Below are 17,306 nucleotides of genomic sequence, written 5' to 3' on the forward strand. Positions count from 1 at the left end.
CGTTGAGACACTGCCATTCGGCAAAGCACGGCGCTCTCCAGCGCCCTGCTTTTGACCTATCGCTTCGCCGCCTGTGTCAGCCGTTCCCAGTTTGCATGGGCAAACAACTCTTTCTCTTCCGGGGAGAGACTGATCCGCTCCAGAAATGAACTCGCCTGACGGCCAGGGCGGTACTGGTACGGAAAGTCTGTCGAGAACAGAATTCGTTCCGGGCCGACGACCTCCAGCGTGCGCTGCAGATAAGGCTCGCTCCACATGCCGCTGGGAGTGACGTAGAGGTTCTTCTGGAAGTACTCCACCACCGGCCGCTGCAGCGTGGCCACACGCGCCAGCGAGGCCAGCCGCTCCAGGTAAAACAGGACCACCTCACCCCAGTGCCCCAGGATGATCTGCAGGTTGGGGTGCTCGTCGAAGACACCCGCAAGCATCAGCCGAAGAAACTGGATACCGGCCTCGTAGTGCCATCCCAGGCCGAAGGCGGCAAAGGCCGTGTCGACTGGTTCGCCAAAGCCGGAGTAGTACACATCCCTGACAGCGCGCTGCGGAATCTGCGGGTGAATAAAGACCGGAACGCCGAGCCGCGCTGCGGTGCTGAGGACCGGACGGAAATCCGGATGGTCAAGGTTCCTGTCGCGCGTACGTCCACAGAGCATCGTTCCTCGAAAGCCGAACTGCTGCACACAACGCTCCAGCTCCAGCGCGGCCTCAGCAGGCGCCGCCATGGGCAGTGTGGCGAAACCCTGAAACCGCTCAGGATGCTTCGCAATCGTGGCCGCAACCAGGTCGTTGGTGCGGTGCGCCAGCAGCACACTCTCCTCCGGCTCAAGATTATGCAGAGCAGGCGTCGTGACGGAGAGCACCTGTACATCGACGCCGCTCTCATCCATCAACGCAATACGATTTTCACCAAGATCGTCCAGCCGCTGCTCCATCTCACCACGGTCGAAGCCGGCCGTCCCTTCGGCTCCGATGGCAGAGGCCGCCCATGCTGCGCGGATCTCAGGCGTTAGAAAATGTTCCTCAATGGCGATCAGCTTCATCACGATGCGCTCTCCCAAGCCGTTTAGTTTCGATACCCAACCTCTATAGGACGATTCACCGGGCACGATATTTTCCGCAACAGAGCGCACGCTACGCGCTTTGTTATAAGGAAGGACAAAGGGAAAGCAACCACAATGATCATCTCAGCCAGAGTGACCAATGAAGGTGGCCGACACCATACGGTCGTACGGACGGGCGGCAACGAACAGGCGGTTGCAATTGCGGCCAAAGCAGCGGGTTCTGGCTCCAGCGTCAACGGCGGCGAGCTGCTGTTCCTGGCGCTTGCCACCTGCTACTGCAACGACATCTATCGCGAAGCCGCCGAGCGCGGCATCGATGTCCAGTCCATTGAGGTGGAGGTCACTGGCAGATTCGGCGGCAAGGGAGAACCCGCGCAGCAGATCACCTACCGCGCCGCGATGCGATCCACCGCAAGCGAGGAAGAAGCCCTGGCGTTGATGCATCACACCGACTCTGTCGCGGAGATACACAACACGCTGCGGCAAGGCATGCCGGTGACGATGACCGAGTGCCGCGTGCTGTGAACGGCTCACGATGATGCAGCTTCCTTCTTCCCGCCTGCCGCTCAAGCAAGATGCGGTGCAACGCACATGCGAAGAAATCTTGAGAACGCGTCGATCGACGCCGTGAGTTTTCCGGGATTGCGCAGCAGATGAATCTCGGCCGAACTGTGCTGCTCAAGGCCGTCCACGGGAATGAGAAGCAGTTCCCCACGGCGCGCATTCTCCTGAAAGGCCCACGTGGGCAGAAAGATGAGACCGAGCCCAGCCTTGCAGGCTTCCACCTGGGCTTCCAGATCATCGGTTTGCAGCACCGTTTGTTCCAGGGTCGCGCGACTGTCTCCCAGTAACGTTCGCCATCCCATAAAGCGCGCGGTGTGGCGTTTATCAATCAGCCTGTGACTGGAGAAGTCCGCAAGTGTGGCAGGCATCCCATGCTGGTTCACATACGTCGGGCTGGCTGCAATGGCGCTTCGTTGCACACCGAGCGGCGATGCCCGAAGAGAGCTGCTCGTCAGCTCTCCCATGCGCACGACAAGATCCGTGCGGCCAAGCGCGGGAGCATGGAGACGCTCACTCAAATCCAGATCAACGCGCAGTTCCGGATACTGCTTCAGCAGTTGAGGAAGGTGCGGAAGCACACATCGTTTTGCGAAGGTTGGCCAGCAGCTCAGGCGGACACATCCGCGCACATCATCGCGTAAGGACTTTGCAGCGTTCTTGGCCTGCTCCAGGTCATCCAGAATCTGCTCAGACCGCTCATAGAGCAATCTTCCGGCCTCCGTCGGAACCAGGGTGCGCGTCGAACGAATAAAGAGCGTGACCCCCAGCTCTTCTTCCAATGCATTGATCTGCCGCGCAATCGAGGAAGGCGTCAACCCCCGGTTCCGCGCTACCGAGGAGAAGCTCTTGCGCCGCACAACATCGACGAACGCTTCGAGATGGTGAGACGAGTAGCCAGCCATTTATGCATTTTAAGCACAAGTGTTTCCAGGAATCGACATCTGCCGGACGAGGGTCTTAGTAGGCAAAGGGAAACGCTCCATGAGAGCGGGTTCCATGAGAGGAAATCATGTCTGACAACCGCAGCTTATCCAACTCCACCGTAACCGCCATCATGAACGTGCCCATCGAGAAGGTGAACATCGCCGACTGGCTGTTTACACTTCCTGACGCCGAATACCAACGCTGCTCCACCGCCCATATCGCCGCCGGCACCACCACCACTGATGATGGCCGTCCCATGTCGATCAACGTGGAAACCATTGGCGACGCCCTGGTGGTGCAGCACTACGTAGCCGAAACCAGGGAACCCACCCTGTGCCGCATGGTGTCCATCTCTGACGCGATCACCAAGAATGGCCGCACCAAGGTGAAGGTGGAGTGGACCCTGAGCGCGCGCAAAATCGACGACCAGACTTCGGAGTACACCAACCACATTCACGCCTCGGCCACAGACGAGTTCCTCGCCTTTATCCAGGAACACGGCGTCACACTGGAACAGGCTGCCGCCGCACGCCAGGCTGCTTCCGACTCGCACAATCACGAAGAAACGCCCAACTTCGCAGCCAGCATTGAGCGGCACGCGCGCAGGACGGCATAGCCATCATGCCGATCCTGAACATCAGGTTCAGGAAGATATGGGCGCAGGCGCCAGGACCTCTTTGCGAAAACTCCGCGTGACAGGCTGGTGCGCGATTACCGAAACATCGGCGCCAGCGTCTCACTTCCAGGAGCTCTTTCGCGATGCCGAAAATGCGGAGTTTACGACCTGCCTTTTTGCTGCTGCTCACTGGCCTGGCCGCTCCCATCGCACGTGCGGCTGACAGTCCCTTCATTGGCCAGTGGCGGCTTAATCCATCCCGAAGCAAGTTGACGGATGTAATGAAGGTCGAAGCCATCGACGCACGACGATATACCGTCAACTTTGGAAGTGGAGCTGAAAACGTCACACTGGACGGAACCGACCAACCAGGTAATTTTGGAAGCACCTTATCGCTCACCCGGCTCGCAGCCGACAGCTTGAAGGTCGTCCGCAAGAAGAATGGCCGCATCACCCTGATCGCCGTGTGGACTCTCTCCAACGATGCCAGGATTTTGACTGATCACTTCACAGGTTACAAACCTGATGGGTCGACCTATGAACTGGATTATCGTTACACCCGCAAGGGGTCGGGAACCGGATTTGCCGGCGAGTGGGTCAGCATCAGTGAGGCACTGAACTCTTCCGTTTCCATGCAGGTAACCGCATACCAGGAAGACGGCCTCGCATTTTCCGACTCTTCGACACAAACAACACGGGCTGCAAAGTTTGATGACAAGGACTACCCCAACCTCGGTCCTAATGCCATTCCAGAATCAACCTCCTCGTTGCGGAGAGTCGATGAACGGACGCTGGAACTGACATTCAAGGTTGAGGGCAGGCTGATCTACAAACAGCAGATTCAACTCTCTCCCGATTTAAGAACGATGACGTTGACGCGCCACATTGCCGGCGAGACCGAGACCAACATACAGGTCTTCGAAAAGATATAGCTATTCGGACTTTACCGGATGCGTTGGCGGAATGGCGCGCAGGCTGAAGCTGGCAACCTCAGCGGGGTTCGAGTCCTTGCGCATCTGCAGCGTGCCCAGCACCTCATACGTTGGCGGAATCTGGCTGTGCACGCGAAATACGATGAGGCCGGGCTCGATCTCTTTCGCGGAGAGCAGCGCAAAACCGCCGCTCTGTTTGCGGACCGCAAGCTGCGCCGCGACCACCTCATCGCCGGCAAGCGTAGGAATGGCCTGCGCCAGCGCCGGACCGCTTTCCTGATTGAAAGCAGCCAGCCAGTTGTAGAGCAGGTGGCCCGCCTGGCTGTCAGGAATCATGCCGGCCTGGCTGCCGGATCGCGGCAGCCTGATGAGGAGAGTGGGATGCACCGGGCTGACGTGGTTGCCTTTGCGCGCCGGCACGGGAGCGTCCGCCGGATCGGCAAGCACGATGGTATCGATCTGGTTGGGATCATCGTCCTCGTCGTTGGCAGGAGGCCTGGACGCAGAGGCTCCGGCGGAGGAGCGGCTGACCTCATCCTTGTCTGCGCTGAAAGGGATATGCCCGTTATGGCTCAGCGCATAGGAGACCGCGAAGAGTGCTACTGCCGCCGCGACCATCGCCATCAGGATGGACCCACGCCGCAGCGGTTGCCGCTCACTCACGTAGAAACGCGGCGTGCTGTGCGACGGCGGACTCTCACGAAGAGGCTCCATAAGCGGACATCGCCAGTCTAGCCCGTATTCACAGAGAGCTTCTTCCTGAATGAGCGTCAGGGACATGTCTCTCGGAGGGAGCCGTGGTCTTCAGGATGAAATGACGAGCAAGAGAGAAGGGCTTTAGCCCTGGGGTTTCTTTGCGAAAGTCCCGGGCTAAAGCCACTTTCTTCGTCAGGCTGTTTCAGCAGACCACAAGCGCATCAGGAAACAGACCCTACTTCTTCGGTACCGAGATGGTGATGTTGCGGTAGGCGATGACGCCGTGGTGGTCTCCCTGCAGGTAGAACGGCCCCGGCTCGGCCTCATTGCTGTCCAGAGCGCCGCCGGTGATGCCGGGGAGCTCGACGTTGTCGTGATACATTTTGCCGTCGCGCAGAACCGTTACATGCCTGCCCACCAGCGTGACGTCGAAGGTGGTCCACTTGCCGAGTCCGAGTTCAGAGCCTGCTGGTGGCGGGTAGTAGCTGTAGATGGCTCCCATTTCGTGCGAGGGCAGCTTGCCGCCTTCGGTGCCGACCTGCAGCTCGTAGCGGCCGCGCATGTAGATGCCGCTGTTGCCACCCTCCGGGCAGTTCACTTCGATGTGCAGCTTGAAGTCCTGGAACTTCTCCGTGGTCTTGATGTTAGCGGCAGGACGCGGCTTTTGCCCAACTACCTCGGGGTTGTCGTTCACCAGCTCTCCGTTGCGCGCCACCCACCTGTTGTTGTCGACGTTGCCGATTGGCTCCCACCCGGTAAGGTCTTTGCCGTTGAAGATGGCGCGCGGCGCTGTCCACTGCTTCGGCATAGGACGGTCCAGCGTGGGCGCCTTTACACCGGTCAGCGTGGGCCCGGTTACGCCTGCATGTTTCTGCACGCCGGTTAGCTTTCCTGCGCTGGGCGAGATCAGCTCCCATGCGGTGTCCTCACCTACGGTGACCACCAGTTTCTTGCCGTCCACATGAGCCTCGGTGATCTCATGCCAGGCGCCGCCGCGCGGCTGAACGCGGCCGCCCAGCTTGCCGCCGGTCTCGGTCAGCTCAATCCACTGCGGATACGGCTTGCCTCCGTCCGGAATCACCGTCATATCCCAGCGTCCCAGAAACGCCTTGCTGTCCTGCGCGTTGGCGGTGAAGGCGAGTGCGGCTGCCAGAACAGGTACAAACAGAATCTTCATTGTCACCCTTTGTGTGTTGCGTCCATGATGATAGCCGGGTTTATAGGTGCCATGTCGAATGCGACGGAGATTGCCATGGGATTTGCTTGCAAATTCATGCACGGTATCGGACTGCTGCTCCTGATTGGAGCGCCCGTTTCGTCTGCACAGGAGACCACACCAAGACTCACGACTGCGGATGGCAAGCCGCTTGAATTCGAAGTTGTGTCGGTAAAACAAAACCACACCGCTGGCGCGAAGAACATTATTTCTCCACCGATGAGTGACGGTGTAACGATCACCAATATGCCTGCTGAAGAGATTCTGCACTGGGCCTTCGGAATCTTTCTAAGCGACCAAATTGCCGGACTTCCGGGCTGGGCCACGCAGGAAGGCTACGATGTCACAGCCAAAGTGAGCGATGCGGATTCGGCAGCCTTCCATCAAGTGACTGACCCGATTCAACGCATGCCGATGCTGCAAAAGATACTTACTGATCGTTTCAGCCTCAGGTTTCATTACGAGACGAAGGAACTTCCCGTGTATGCACTCGTGGTCGGTAAGGGTGGCAGCCGTATGACCGAGATACAGCCCGCCATTGGCCCGAATGGGATGAAGGAGGGCGGTGGAAGGCAGCTGGGCCACGGCCTGATCAAGAGCATGGGCCAACCCATGAAGCCCCTGGTCAATCAGCTCGCCATCGTTCTAGGACGAACCGTCGTTGATAGAACCAGCCTTACCGGCTATTACAACTTCACTCTGCGATGGACGCCGGACCAGACAACGACGCAAGCAGGCAGTGCATTGGAAGCGGATTCCGCTCCTTCCATTTTCACTGCTGTAGAGGAGCAGCTCGGATTGAAACTGGAGAGCACAAAAGCTCCTGTAAAGGTGCTTGTTGTCGACCGCATTGAGCGTCCTACGGCAAACTGAAGAGGGAGTAAAGGAGATAAAATTGAAGCAGGCCGTACATACACTGCAGATCGCCACGCGCGGCAAGGGACTTTACGAGTTCACCTCGACCATCACCGAATGGATGCGCCACCAGGAGATACAGACCGGGCTGCTGACCGTCTTCTGCCGCCACACCTCGGCTTCGCTTCTCATTCAGGAGAACGCCGACCCCACCGTGCAGACGGACCTAAAGGCCTACTTCGACCGCATCGCTCCCGACAATGGGCCGTACGAACATGACTACGAAGGGGCGGACGATATGCCCGCGCATCTGAAGACCGCACTCACACAGGTGCAGTTGTCCATCCCGGTGGTGAACGGACGTCTCGCGTTAGGCACGTGGCAGGGCGTGTATCTTTTCGAACACCGCGTGCGCCCGCACCGGCGCGAGATTGTGCTGCACCTGATCGGGGAATAACAACGCTAGGGGGTAAACAGCTTCCATCGCCCTTCGGAGATCACTTCCATTCCCTCCTCCGTCACCTTGATCGCGGTCTGGTCGTCGATCAGGTACGACGGCACCGTCAGCGTCGCTGCAATCTTCTCCAGCTTGGCCTGCGTCCATTCCGGAAACATCTCGTGGTCCATATGCGGCAGAATCGCCATCTCCAGCAGACCAAGATACCGGGGAGTCTCCGGCGGCAACGTATGCAGTCCAAAGGTCGTCCCGTAGCGCGTCATCACCACGCTGCCGGCGCTTAGCCCCACGTAGACGATTCTGTCGAACAGCGACGGCAGCATCTCCGCCAGTCCGGACTGCTTCATCCAGTAGGTCAGATACTGGCAATCGCCTCCACCCACCAGAAGCACGTCGGCCTGCTCCAGCCAGCCTGTCCAAAGCTCTTTCTTAAGACTCGGCAGCGCAGTCAGTTCCAACAGGCCAAGCGACTTCCATCCCATCTCGCAGAACGGATCGCCAATTGTGCCTCGGATGACCTTGTAGAGAATATCTGGCCCGATGGGCAACGCGTAGGCCGAGGTGGGAATGAAGAGTGCGTTGGACTCGGCAACCGGTTTGCCCAGCAGTTCAACCAGCGCGTTGTGGATGCTGGGGTTGCTCATACCGGCGGAAGTAAGAAGAAGTTTCATGCGGGTCTCTCCCTTCATGCTGATACGAAGTCATGTAGTAACAATGCCGATCCGCATTGACAAACAAGCTATAGGAATTTCAGTGGACGTGTCGAAGGAGAATGAGCCACAAACCAATGGAACAAGGGCTATGCTGTTGCGTATGAAAAACGCCCATGCTCTTGTTGCCTTGTGTCTCCTTCTGCTGGCCACCGCGGCTTCCGCACAGAAGCCCAACACACTTACCGCAAAAGAAAAGGCCGAGGGCTGGCATCTCCTCTTCGACGGCAAGACCACCAACGGCTGGCGCAGCGCACGCGGCGGAGGCTTCCCCACAACCGGATGGGCCGTGAAAGACGGTACTCTCACCGTCACCGAAACCGGTGGCGAAGAGGCAGGCAACGGCGGTGACATCGTCACCACACGTACCTACTCCAACTTCGAGCTGTCAGTCGACTTCAAGACCTCGCCCGGAGCAAACTCCGGCATCATGTACTTCGTCGACCTCGACCTGATGCCCTGGAAGAACGGGAAGGGCTCGGCCATCGGCTTTGAATACCAGGTGCTGGACGACAACCTGCACCCCGACGCAAAGCGCGGCGTCAACGGCGACCGCACCGTCGCCTCACTCTACGACATGATCCCTGCCGCCAAAGACAAACCCATCAAGCCCGTCGGCGAATGGAACACCGCCCGCATCGTTGTCCGCGGCAAACACGCGGAGCACTGGCTGAACGGTGTCAAAGTCCTGGAGTACGACCGCGACTCACCGGAGTTCAAAGCGATTCTTGCAGGCAGTAAATACAAAGCCTTCCCCACGTATGGCCAGGCAGCAAGCGGGTACATCCTTCTGCAGGATCACGGATTTCCGGTGTGGTTCCGCAATATCAAGATTCGGGAATTGAAGTAGGCGCTAACTCAATGCAAACTCGACTGCTGCGTTGCAATGAATCAGCATCGAGTCGAAGCCTGGCAGAGGGAGATTGTTGGGGTTGAGGATCAGGCCCAGTTCCGTGCAGCCCAGGATGACCGAGTCAGCGCCTTCGCGCTTTGCGGCTTCGATCAGGTCGAGCAGGATCGTGCGGGAGTGGTCGAGTATCTTACCGGCGCAGAGCTCCTCATAGATGATGGTGTGGGTCGTCGCGCGTCCGGCTTCGTTGGGCACCACGACGGAGAGGCCAAGGTCATGCATCCGCTCGGTGTAGAAGCCATGCTCCATGGTGTAGCGCGTGGCCAGCAGCAGAGGCTTATTGCAGCCGGCCTTCAGGAGCGTGCGCGCGGTCTCGTCGATGATGTGGATGAGTGGGATGAGGACAGCTGCTTTTACTGCCTCGGCCACCAGGTGCATGGTGTTGGCGCAGATCAGGACGCACTCGGCACCGGCCTTCTCCAGCCCGCGGGCTGCATCTGCGAGCTTTGCTCCGGCCTGTTCCCACTGGTTCGCGCGCTGCATCTCGGCGATGGGCTGAAAGTCCAAGGAGTGCAGGATGATCTCGGCTGAGTGCAGACCGCCGAGGCGCTTGCGAACGTCTTCGTTGATGACACGGTAGTAGAGGGAGGTCGCCTCAAAGCTCATGCCGCCGATTAAGCCGATGGTTCGCATGGGTTTGATGCTACTGGATGGTAGGGACGTCGGCCATCGAGGCCGGCGCTGGTTTCTTTGATGGGCCTTAAGATACGACTGAAGTCGGGCGTGAGTTTGCAGGATGAGGAAGGTTACCTATCTACTCGATCTTTGCACCCTTACCTATATTGTGTTTCATGCAGAGAAGCTGGATGTTCTCGACCGAATCAGAAGTTCCTCCTTTGGAGAAAGGCAGAATGTGATCAAAGTGCAAGTCTTTTGTCGTGCCGCATTTCACGCACATTCCTCGGTCACGTTTCCATACCGCAAGCTTAATGTGAGAAGGAATAATCCGTCGGGGGTCCGACTTAATTAGGCTACTGTCTAGTTCGAGGGAATTATCTTCGACGATCTTCAATCGGAATTTCATGACGCGCCGTTCGCGAACAGTTACTGACCAACTATCGAGCAATTGAAATTGTCCGTTGTACGACCAGATTCCATCTTTAATTTTTTCATAAACACGGACTAGCGAAGGTTGAGCTTCTCCGCGTACGAATCTTTGAGCAGCTTCGTGGAACAATCCATTCTGAGTTAGCCTCCCCGTTCGGGTAGTTAAGGGCTGATCGACAAGCTTTGGATAAGGAACTGTAGATGATCGCGACTCATCATGTCCTTCATAAATCAAAACCGTTTCATTCTCTTCTAGGACATCCTCGTAAGGGGCTCCTGGACGATGAGACGAAAGAAGTACTGAGTGTCCTCCATGCACATTGAAATTCATTCCACGTTGTAAGGATTGATTCTCTCGCAAGCACATCTCTGTGTAGGAAATGATTTCGTTCGACTTCATAAATAGCTATTTAAACAGAAAGGCCGCCCATTCGGGCGGCCTTTCTGTTTGCGCGAAGCGCGTCTGCCTGGACAGTTAGTCCCCGGCAACAGTTTCTTCATCGTTGACCTTGACCGGAGCAGCGGCCTTGATCTCGCCGAGCGAGATGAAGCCGGGCTGCTCCTGCTCCTTGAGAATTTCCTTGCGGTACAGCTTGGCCATCTGAGCATTCACAGCGTCCTGCTTCAGCTTGGCGTCGCGGGCGCGGATCTTCTCTTCGCGGGCGTTCTTGGCGATACCGGACTTCTCGAAGGTATCGTTGGCAGCCGAGTCAACGTGCGCCTGGTTCAGGACCAGGTCGTACTTGTCCTGACGCTCCAGGCCAACCTTCTTACCACCGGCGAAGATCTCGTGACGGCCGTGCTCCTCGTACCACTTGGTGAGGGTCGACGTCATGTGCATCTTCTCGATGATGTTGCGCCAGCCGATGCCCGTGTTGTACGCGCAGAAGCTGATCTCGCCTTCCTGCGTGGCGTACGGGATGATGCACTGCTCGGTGCGGCGGAAGTCGTAGTTGAACAGGTCCTGGAACCACATACCGGCGATGAACAGGAAGTTCCAGCGGTCGGCGCGGCGCTTCTCGATGTCGGCCATGGTGCGGTCGCCGGTCACCTTGCCGTAGTTGCGGCCGGTGGCGCCGAAGCACTTGTCGAACTTCTGCAGCAGGTCAAGGATCTTGAAGTGGGTAGGAGCCTTGGTGGGATCGTAGTTGCGCAGCAGAGCCAGCGACACGCCAACGATGGACAGGAACTTGCCGCGGGCGGCGTCGTTCACCTTCGCAACGTCCTTGGCCAGCTGAACCGCATCCAGGAACGAGGTGACCGGAACGGCTTCCTTCGTTTCCTTGTCGATCATCAGCGCCATACCGATACCGCAGTTCGGGTGGCAGCCGCAGGAGAGCTGGCCCCACTCGTGGTCCGGTCCGTGCACCAGGTCGGCCCAGTCCGAGAAGGTCGACATGAAGCTGATCGGGAACCAGTCGCGGGTGCTCTCACCCAGACCGGTCTGGTTGCGGATGTCGTGCGCCAGGTGCGACAGGGTGTAGCGCTGTGCATGGCGGCGCTCGTCCGAAACCTCTTCGTCACGGCCGGTGAAGGACACGGGCTGGAACGACAGGAAGTTGATCTTCTTCGGGTTATCGAGAGCGAACTCGATGATACGGCCAACCTGCTCGTTGTTGATGCCGTTGATGATGCAGGTTACGGGGACGATGTCCACGCCCGCCTCATGCAGGTTGTGAATGGCCTGGAGCTTTACGTCGAACGCGTTGCCGACCTTGCGGTGCGAGTTCGGCGCGTTGCCGATACCGTCAAACTGCAGGTAAGCGTAACGCAGACCGGCTTCCGCGGCGGCCTTGGCGAATTCCTTGCTCTTGGCGAACTCGATACCGTTGGTCGCGGCCTGCACGGAGTTGTAACCAACCTTGCGGGCATAGGCGACAGCGTCCAGGAAGTACGGCGACAGCGTCGGCTCACCACCGGAGAACTGGACCGACATCTGGCGGCGCGGCTTGATGGTGATCGCGTTGTCCAGCATGGTCTTGATCTCGTCCCACGTCAGTTCGTGAACGAAGCCCACCTGGTTGGCGTCCATGAAGCAGGGGTCGCACATCATGTTGCAACGGTTGGTCAGATCGATGGTCAGAACCGATCCGCGGCCGTGCGTCACGGTCGAGGTGCCGTGATTGTGCAGCTTCTCGTCATTGTGGGCGCGGATGTCGCGGCCCGGGAAGACGTCTTCAAGGTGCTTCATCATGGCCGGGTCAATGGACATGACGTCTTCAAAGTGACCGTGCTTCGGACAATCCTTCACCATCAGGATCTTGCCATCGCGCTCGATAATCTGTGCCTTGATCTCGCCAACCTTCTCATTCAGAAGGATTTCGTGCGGCAGCTTGCCGTCCAGGATCTGCTGGCGAATCTCAGGAACGCACTTCGGGCAGAGCGAATCAGTGGTGCGCGGCCAGCCGAGAGGGGGCTTCTCCTTCTGGTAGCTCTTCAGCAGCGGCTTGTCGCTCCACTTGGGGGTGAAGGATGCGTTGGGGCTGAAGCTGTTCAGCTTATCGAAGATCGCCCATGCGCCTTTGGCGGCGATGGTGATTGTTTTCTCTGCCAGTTTGGTGGCTTTTGCCATTTCGTTCCCTCTCGGATTGGGTCGGTGTGGTCTTGTACGGCTCAAAATCGCTGCATCACAATGGGGTGTTGCACCCAGGTTGACGCGAATCCTTTAACTCTAGACGCAACGGGCACCGCAGCGCGAGTGCGTCAGCTGGTTCCATTCCCGGCCGAAAGGCCTGATCGAAGAACGGTTTACAGCACAGTCAGGCTACGGGCTGTGGAACCGTAAGAACAGGTTTCTGCCCCGAACGGCGAATTTTGTGCAGCGAATGGGGATCAGGGGGGCTGAATGGGAACCCCGTCCCAGCCGGAAAGAGGGCCGCGGATTCCTCCGCGGCCGCTCCGTTTAGCTCCAGGTAAACAACTGCAGGCGCTGCCCCTTCGCCGTGTCCTTGATGCCGGACTCCGCATCGACCCGGGAAAAATCGCAATTCAGCGCGTGACGCTCGTCGTGGGCGCTTCTCAGGATGAAGCCGAGCTTGTCTGCCGGATTCCCACCTTCGACCGCCTCGCCCTTCTCCGTCATCACAAGCTCCCAGCGGCTCTGGGTCTTGTCCATGGTGAGATACACGCGGTTCAGACGCATCGCGCCCAGGAACTTGCCAGACGCTACATGGCGCAGCAGGATATAGGTCTTTCCGTTCTCGCTCTCCTTCTCGATCTTCCAGCTCTGGCTGTCGCGGTCATGCGTGAACACGAAGGTGCGGACGGTGCGAATCACGCCTCCCCCGGTAAGCAGGCTCGGCGGATACAGATCGAGCCAGTTGAACTTGGAGATCCGCTTCCCCACCAGTCGTGCACGGTTCGCGTCATCCTCAAGCTCGTAAGAGACTTCGGTCCGGCTCCCCAGTTTGCTGAGCTTGGAGAAAGCTGAGTCCACCAGGCCCGATGTACCACCTATAAGCTCGTGCTTGTCGTTGATCTCTTCAATCTGGAAGCGCGTGGAGCCCTTCGCCGCCCGGAAAGCGAAGACCTGCGGGAAGCCGTGACGCAGACGATTCTCCGTGATGCCGAGTTCGTAGGAGCCGATGGGGACTCCATTGCCGGCGGGAACCTTTCTTTCTTCAATGGCGTTCGATGCGCTGTGAGGTGTGCCATCGACGCATGCGGTCAGGTAGCAGTCATAGTCGGCACGCTGCGCCAGCGGCCAGCGCAGCGACCGCACACCCACCGCGTCCTTGGACTTGGCCAGCTCTTCCAGGCGCGCCTTCATCTCGTGTGCATCGCCCACAATGTCCTTGTACTTTTTCAGCAGCTTCTTCCCTTCGGGCGACTCGAGCTTGAAGGCATTGTCGAGCGTGAACTTCGGCTTGCCCTCGTACTCAACCTCTTTCGCTGCCTGCTGGAACTGCCTGGCCTCGTCGAAGGCTGAGATCGCATTGATCAGATACTTGAACGGATACTCCAGGATGTTGTCGATCGCATTTGCATAGGTGAAGACCTCCGTATGCTCGCGGTTCAACAGTTCGGCCGAATACTCCAGCAGCGACTTGTTCTTCGCCTGCGGCAGGGGTGTAACCAGTTCGGACACCAGGTTGCGGCTCTTTGCGGCCAATCCGGATGCGCCCAGGCTCTTGATGCAGGAGGTGTAATACGCCGCTATCGCTTCTTCGAACTCGGTCTGGATCGCCCGCGAGTTCTCTTTTCCGGCCAGCTTCTTCTGCGCTTCCAGGAACTTGTCACGCTGATACTCGTGCTCGGCCAGCAGAGATCCCAGCTTGGAAAGCTGCGTATGGGTGTTGCCCCAGGCCGCCATCCAGGAGGTCTCTTTGACGAGTGCCTTCACCTGTTCCAGCGATGCGCTGATGTCTTCCAGCGTGGCTGCAAGGTTCGCTTCCTCGCCCATCATCTTCTTCAGGACTTTCGCCGTAGCGGGGTCGAAGAACTCATCGACCAGTTTTTTAGCCTGCGAAATTGCAAGGGGTTTGACCACATAGGTCAGTAGGGGTCCGACTGCTGCTTGAAGTGCCATAGCTCTATCTCTCCGCGTGCTCGGTTGTGGCGGAATCCCAGGTCACACCGCGAGGGGGGAGTAGGTCTCCGCATTCCACCGTTCTCGCAGGGGAATGCGTATGAAGCGATATGTGATCGCTCCCAGCTACATTCCGAGGTCTTGTTGAATTGACTGGAAGTGTAGCGAAATTTTGATAATCACAACAGATAGCCTGAAGAAATTTCAGAACACTCAACAATCAGGGCTGAAATCGATCGGCGAAGGCCTACTTCTTATGGCGGTGGAACAGCCGCATCGCGTCGTTGATAAACTCGTGCGTCTCAAACCCCACGGCCGCGCCCACCAGGGAGGTGGGATAGTTCTGGAAGGTGTTCTTCACACCGCGATCTTTGTCCGGGAAGTAAAGATTGTTCATCGCCGCCGCTCCCATATAACCGCAGATCAGTGGCAGATTGATGACCTGGCGGCCATCATTCGAACGCGTGAAAAGAACGCGCGTGGCCGCGTAGATGGCCCGCCTGGGAATACTGTGCCCCCGGCCCATCACAAAATAGCGGGGATCGTCATGAAAGATAGGGGAGAAGAGCCCCGCCGTCAGCAGCGTTTGCGAAGCGTTGTTGGCCACTGAAGCGCCGAATCTCTGCGCAAAAGCGGTTGAATTGGTGCCGTAGTGCGGCGACGAGTTGATCAGGTGCGACCAGGCAGCCGAGGCCAGCGCCGAAGGCAGGTTCTCCGGGTCCGCGACCTGGAGCAGAGCAAAGAGTGGCTTCTGTCCCTCGGAGAACGGCACCGGCGTCTCATTCGGAAGAATGTTGGCGTTTGCGAAGGGCGCCTGCCGCGGCGGACCATAGATCGCAGCCCCCGTAGCCGCGGGCTGCGGCTGATTCAGGTTCGTCTGCGACTGGCCCGGAGAATCCGGCAGCGATGCAGCAGGCTCTTCCGCACGGCACAAGCAGGCGGAGGCGACGGTGATAACAACTGCAAGGCGCAACAGGCGACGGAAGGTAAGCATTTAGATGGGCAAAGGATCCCTGTGGAGTGTGATGCAGATTCTATCGGTGAGAGAGCTGCCTTCCTAACTTTCTCAAGCAGCCAGTCCAAGATAGCCCACAATACCTGCTCCCGTGGCCGCCGCGGCCAATAACAACTGGATCCAGCGTGAATAGGACCGTCGCAGATACGACACCCGTTTTGCCGAGGCCGCGATCGATTCCTTCCCGAAGACACTGCCACTCTCGTTCGCGGCAGGTGTGATCTCCGCCCGCAGCGACGACATCTCGATATACGGAGCCAGTCCACGCCGGTACCAGCCTTCAAGCGTGACCTGTTCGCCGATCAGCAGGTCCGCGTCCTTGATACCAAAAAGAAATCGGGCAAAGGGGATGGACTGCCGGTTGAGCATGAACAGGAAGCCGGTCTCATCGCGAACGACGAGGTCTGGGCTCCAGAAGCTGCCCGGAATGCCGCGACCGATGATCTCGCCCTGGATACGTACGGCTCGCGGACGCATCTCGTTGACTCCCAGATCTCCCAACAGGTCGCCGATCTTGCGGTCTGCAAAGCTCCCGCGATAGCGGAAGGCAATGCGCCCCATCCAGGTGGTGCCACAGGCAATCAACAACAGGGCACCCAGTGCTCTTGGCTGGTGGATATGAAACAGAGAAAAAATCGTCGTACGAAGCGATCCCCAGATCGCCAGTGCTCCGCAGACCACAGGCGTTGCCCAGAAGAAGAACTCCACAGGAAAACCGGACCAGCGGACCGCCTTTCCCAGCGGCATGGGGTACTCGGAGCCGAGGTGGTTTTGCTCCGAATACTGGTTCAGCGCGCGGATGCGCATCGCAGTCAGCGGATGGGTCGAGTTGATCTGGTAGACGCGCGCCCAGGGACTTGAAAGGTCCCACTCCATAATCGCCGATGCAAGCTGCGGGTCAGCAGCCTGCATCAGGCCGAAGGCGCCTCCCGGCTGGGCACTCGAAATTCCCATCAGCCCCATGCGGCGGCCCAGGTGATGTTGCGCCTTGGCATAGGACTTGTCACCCGAATAGCCCTTCTGCCTGGACTGCCGGTATTCGCCGTCGGCCTTCACCATCCCATAGGCGATCTTGACCAGCGCCGAAGCAAGCTGTGCCGGAGCTTTGGTAACGCAGGCCGAGTAATGGTCGGCATAATATTCGCGCAGGCGGTTGATCTGCAGCACCAGAAACTGACCCACCCAGTAGGCGGCGTACGCACACCAGGCAATCACGCGGGTGTTTTCAATCCGATCAGTCCAGGCGTAAATCTGGTAAAGGATCATCGGCGCGACAGCAGCCAGCGTCATCACGATAAAGTCGTTGTGTTCCACGTGGCCCATCTCGTGCGCCAACACGGCATTGGCCTCTTCCGTGGTCAGCATCTGCAGCAGGCCTTCAGTCACGACGATGGATGCACGCCCGCGGTGATGGCCGAAGGCAAAGGCGTTCGGCGTTCCGCTGTAAATCACACCAAGGCGCGGCAGCTTCAGCCCACGCTCCCGGCACAGGGTTTCGAGGAAATCGCGCTGGGCAGCGGGCATGGCCTCCGGCTCCAGTCAATATTGAGCACACGTTGCAGCAGCCAGGGCGAGATAAGGTACTGCACCAGCACCATGAAGACGGCAAACAGAATGCCAACCCACAGCGGAGCGGCATGGTGCAGCAACGCCACATCTCCAATGGCAAAGATGAGACCGTACAAGGCAAGCAGGACAAGAAGCGAGTAGCTCAGAAACTTCATACGACTCCTCAATGTGCGTCTGTGCGAGGAGTGTAGCGTGTCCTTGCTGGG

18 protein-coding genes are annotated in these 17,306 nt (G+C 58.4%); 6 read left to right on the top strand and 12 right to left on the bottom strand.

Annotated features, from left to right (window positions below; all coding sequences use genetic code 11):
- Positions 1–56: 56 nt before the first annotated feature.
- The gene (locus OHL13_RS14820; protein ID WP_263411670.1) at positions 57–1,040 is read right to left on the bottom strand and encodes an amidohydrolase family protein; all 984 of its coding nucleotides are present in this window, start codon (positions 1,038–1,040) and stop codon (positions 57–59) included.
- 135 nt (positions 1,041–1,175) lie between these two features.
- Between OHL13_RS14820 and OHL13_RS14825 the strand changes: the two genes are divergently transcribed.
- A complete protein-coding gene (locus OHL13_RS14825) occupies positions 1,176–1,586 on the top strand; it encodes an OsmC family protein (RefSeq protein WP_263410900.1) in 411 nt (136 codons plus the stop codon).
- 41 nt (positions 1,587–1,627) lie between these two features.
- Here OHL13_RS14825 and OHL13_RS14830 read toward each other — a convergent pair whose 3' ends face one another.
- Positions 1,628–2,527, bottom strand: coding sequence for a LysR family transcriptional regulator (locus OHL13_RS14830; protein ID WP_263410901.1), 900 nt, complete (start codon positions 2,525–2,527; stop codon positions 1,628–1,630).
- Between the two features lie 107 nt (positions 2,528–2,634).
- On the opposite strand from OHL13_RS14830, the gene OHL13_RS14835 reads away from it, so the two are divergent.
- Positions 2,635–3,165, top strand: a complete 531-nt coding sequence (locus OHL13_RS14835; protein WP_263410902.1) for a hypothetical protein — start codon at positions 2,635–2,637, stop codon at positions 3,163–3,165.
- Positions 3,166–3,308: 143 nt separating this feature from the next.
- On the top strand, positions 3,309–4,097 hold the full coding sequence (locus OHL13_RS14840; RefSeq protein ID WP_263410903.1) for a hypothetical protein: 789 nt from the start codon (positions 3,309–3,311) through the stop codon (positions 4,095–4,097).
- On the opposite strand, the gene OHL13_RS14845 is transcribed toward OHL13_RS14840, so the two are convergent.
- Together OHL13_RS14845 and OHL13_RS14850 are read right to left on the bottom strand one after the other, a co-directional pair.
- Positions 4,098–4,811: a hypothetical protein gene (locus OHL13_RS14845; protein WP_263410904.1), complete on the bottom strand. Its 714-nt coding sequence runs from the start codon at positions 4,809–4,811 to the stop codon at positions 4,098–4,100. It abuts the gene before it with no gap.
- 217 nt (positions 4,812–5,028) lie between these two features.
- The gene (locus OHL13_RS14850) at positions 5,029–5,970 is read right to left on the bottom strand and encodes a 3-keto-disaccharide hydrolase (RefSeq protein WP_263410905.1); all 942 of its coding nucleotides are present in this window, start codon (positions 5,968–5,970) and stop codon (positions 5,029–5,031) included.
- A gap of 51 nt (positions 5,971–6,021) precedes the next feature.
- Here OHL13_RS14850 and OHL13_RS14855 point away from each other — a divergent pair, with 51 nt between their 5' ends.
- Together OHL13_RS14855 and OHL13_RS14860 are read left to right on the top strand one after the other, a co-directional pair.
- The gene (locus OHL13_RS14855; RefSeq protein WP_263410906.1) at positions 6,022–6,882 is read left to right on the top strand and encodes a TIGR03435 family protein; all 861 of its coding nucleotides are present in this window, start codon (positions 6,022–6,024) and stop codon (positions 6,880–6,882) included.
- Between the two features lie 22 nt (positions 6,883–6,904).
- Positions 6,905–7,321: a secondary thiamine-phosphate synthase enzyme YjbQ gene (locus OHL13_RS14860; protein ID WP_263410907.1), complete on the top strand. Its 417-nt coding sequence runs from the start codon at positions 6,905–6,907 to the stop codon at positions 7,319–7,321.
- A 5-nt stretch (positions 7,322–7,326) separates the two neighbouring features.
- On the opposite strand, the gene OHL13_RS14865 is transcribed toward OHL13_RS14860, so the two are convergent.
- Positions 7,327–7,992, bottom strand: coding sequence for a Type 1 glutamine amidotransferase-like domain-containing protein (locus OHL13_RS14865; protein ID WP_263410908.1), 666 nt, complete (start codon positions 7,990–7,992; stop codon positions 7,327–7,329).
- A gap of 130 nt (positions 7,993–8,122) precedes the next feature.
- Between OHL13_RS14865 and OHL13_RS14870 the strand changes: the two genes are divergently transcribed.
- Positions 8,123–8,881 carry a 3-keto-disaccharide hydrolase gene (locus tag OHL13_RS14870; protein WP_263410909.1) on the top strand — a complete coding sequence of 253 codons (759 nt, stop codon included), beginning with the start codon at positions 8,123–8,125 and terminating at the stop codon, positions 8,879–8,881.
- A gap of 3 nt (positions 8,882–8,884) precedes the next feature.
- Here the strand turns inward: OHL13_RS14870 and OHL13_RS14875 are convergent, their stop codons facing one another.
- From OHL13_RS14875 to OHL13_RS14905, 7 genes are all read right to left on the bottom strand, one after another.
- Positions 8,885–9,574 carry an aspartate/glutamate racemase family protein gene (locus tag OHL13_RS14875; protein WP_263410910.1) on the bottom strand — a complete coding sequence of 230 codons (690 nt, stop codon included), beginning with the start codon at positions 9,572–9,574 and terminating at the stop codon, positions 8,885–8,887.
- Between the two features lie 121 nt (positions 9,575–9,695).
- On the bottom strand, positions 9,696–10,388 hold the full coding sequence (locus tag OHL13_RS14880; RefSeq protein ID WP_263410911.1) for an HNH endonuclease: 693 nt from the start codon (positions 10,386–10,388) through the stop codon (positions 9,696–9,698).
- 75 nt (positions 10,389–10,463) lie between these two features.
- Positions 10,464–12,560 carry a radical SAM protein gene (locus tag OHL13_RS14885; protein ID WP_263410912.1) on the bottom strand — a complete coding sequence of 699 codons (2,097 nt, stop codon included), beginning with the start codon at positions 12,558–12,560 and terminating at the stop codon, positions 10,464–10,466.
- A 330-nt stretch (positions 12,561–12,890) separates the two neighbouring features.
- Positions 12,891–14,516, bottom strand: a complete 1,626-nt coding sequence (locus tag OHL13_RS14890; RefSeq protein WP_263410913.1) for a hypothetical protein — start codon at positions 14,514–14,516, stop codon at positions 12,891–12,893.
- Between the two features lie 247 nt (positions 14,517–14,763).
- Entirely contained in the window at positions 14,764–15,510 is a 747-nt protein-coding gene (locus OHL13_RS14895) for a hypothetical protein (RefSeq protein WP_263410914.1), read from the bottom strand.
- Between the two features lie 72 nt (positions 15,511–15,582).
- Positions 15,583–17,055 (bottom strand): M48 family metalloprotease, encoded by a 1,473-nt coding sequence (locus tag OHL13_RS14900; RefSeq protein WP_263410915.1) that lies wholly within the window; start codon positions 17,053–17,055, stop codon positions 15,583–15,585.
- Positions 17,001–17,255, bottom strand: a complete 255-nt coding sequence (locus tag OHL13_RS14905; protein WP_263410916.1) for a hypothetical protein — start codon at positions 17,253–17,255, stop codon at positions 17,001–17,003. The genes OHL13_RS14900 and OHL13_RS14905 overlap by 55 nt, the downstream gene beginning before the upstream one ends.
- Positions 17,256–17,306 lie beyond the last annotated feature (51 nt).

This window comes from Terriglobus tenax, assembly GCF_025685395.1.
GTDB lineage: Bacteria > Acidobacteriota > Terriglobia > Terriglobales > Acidobacteriaceae > Terriglobus > Terriglobus tenax.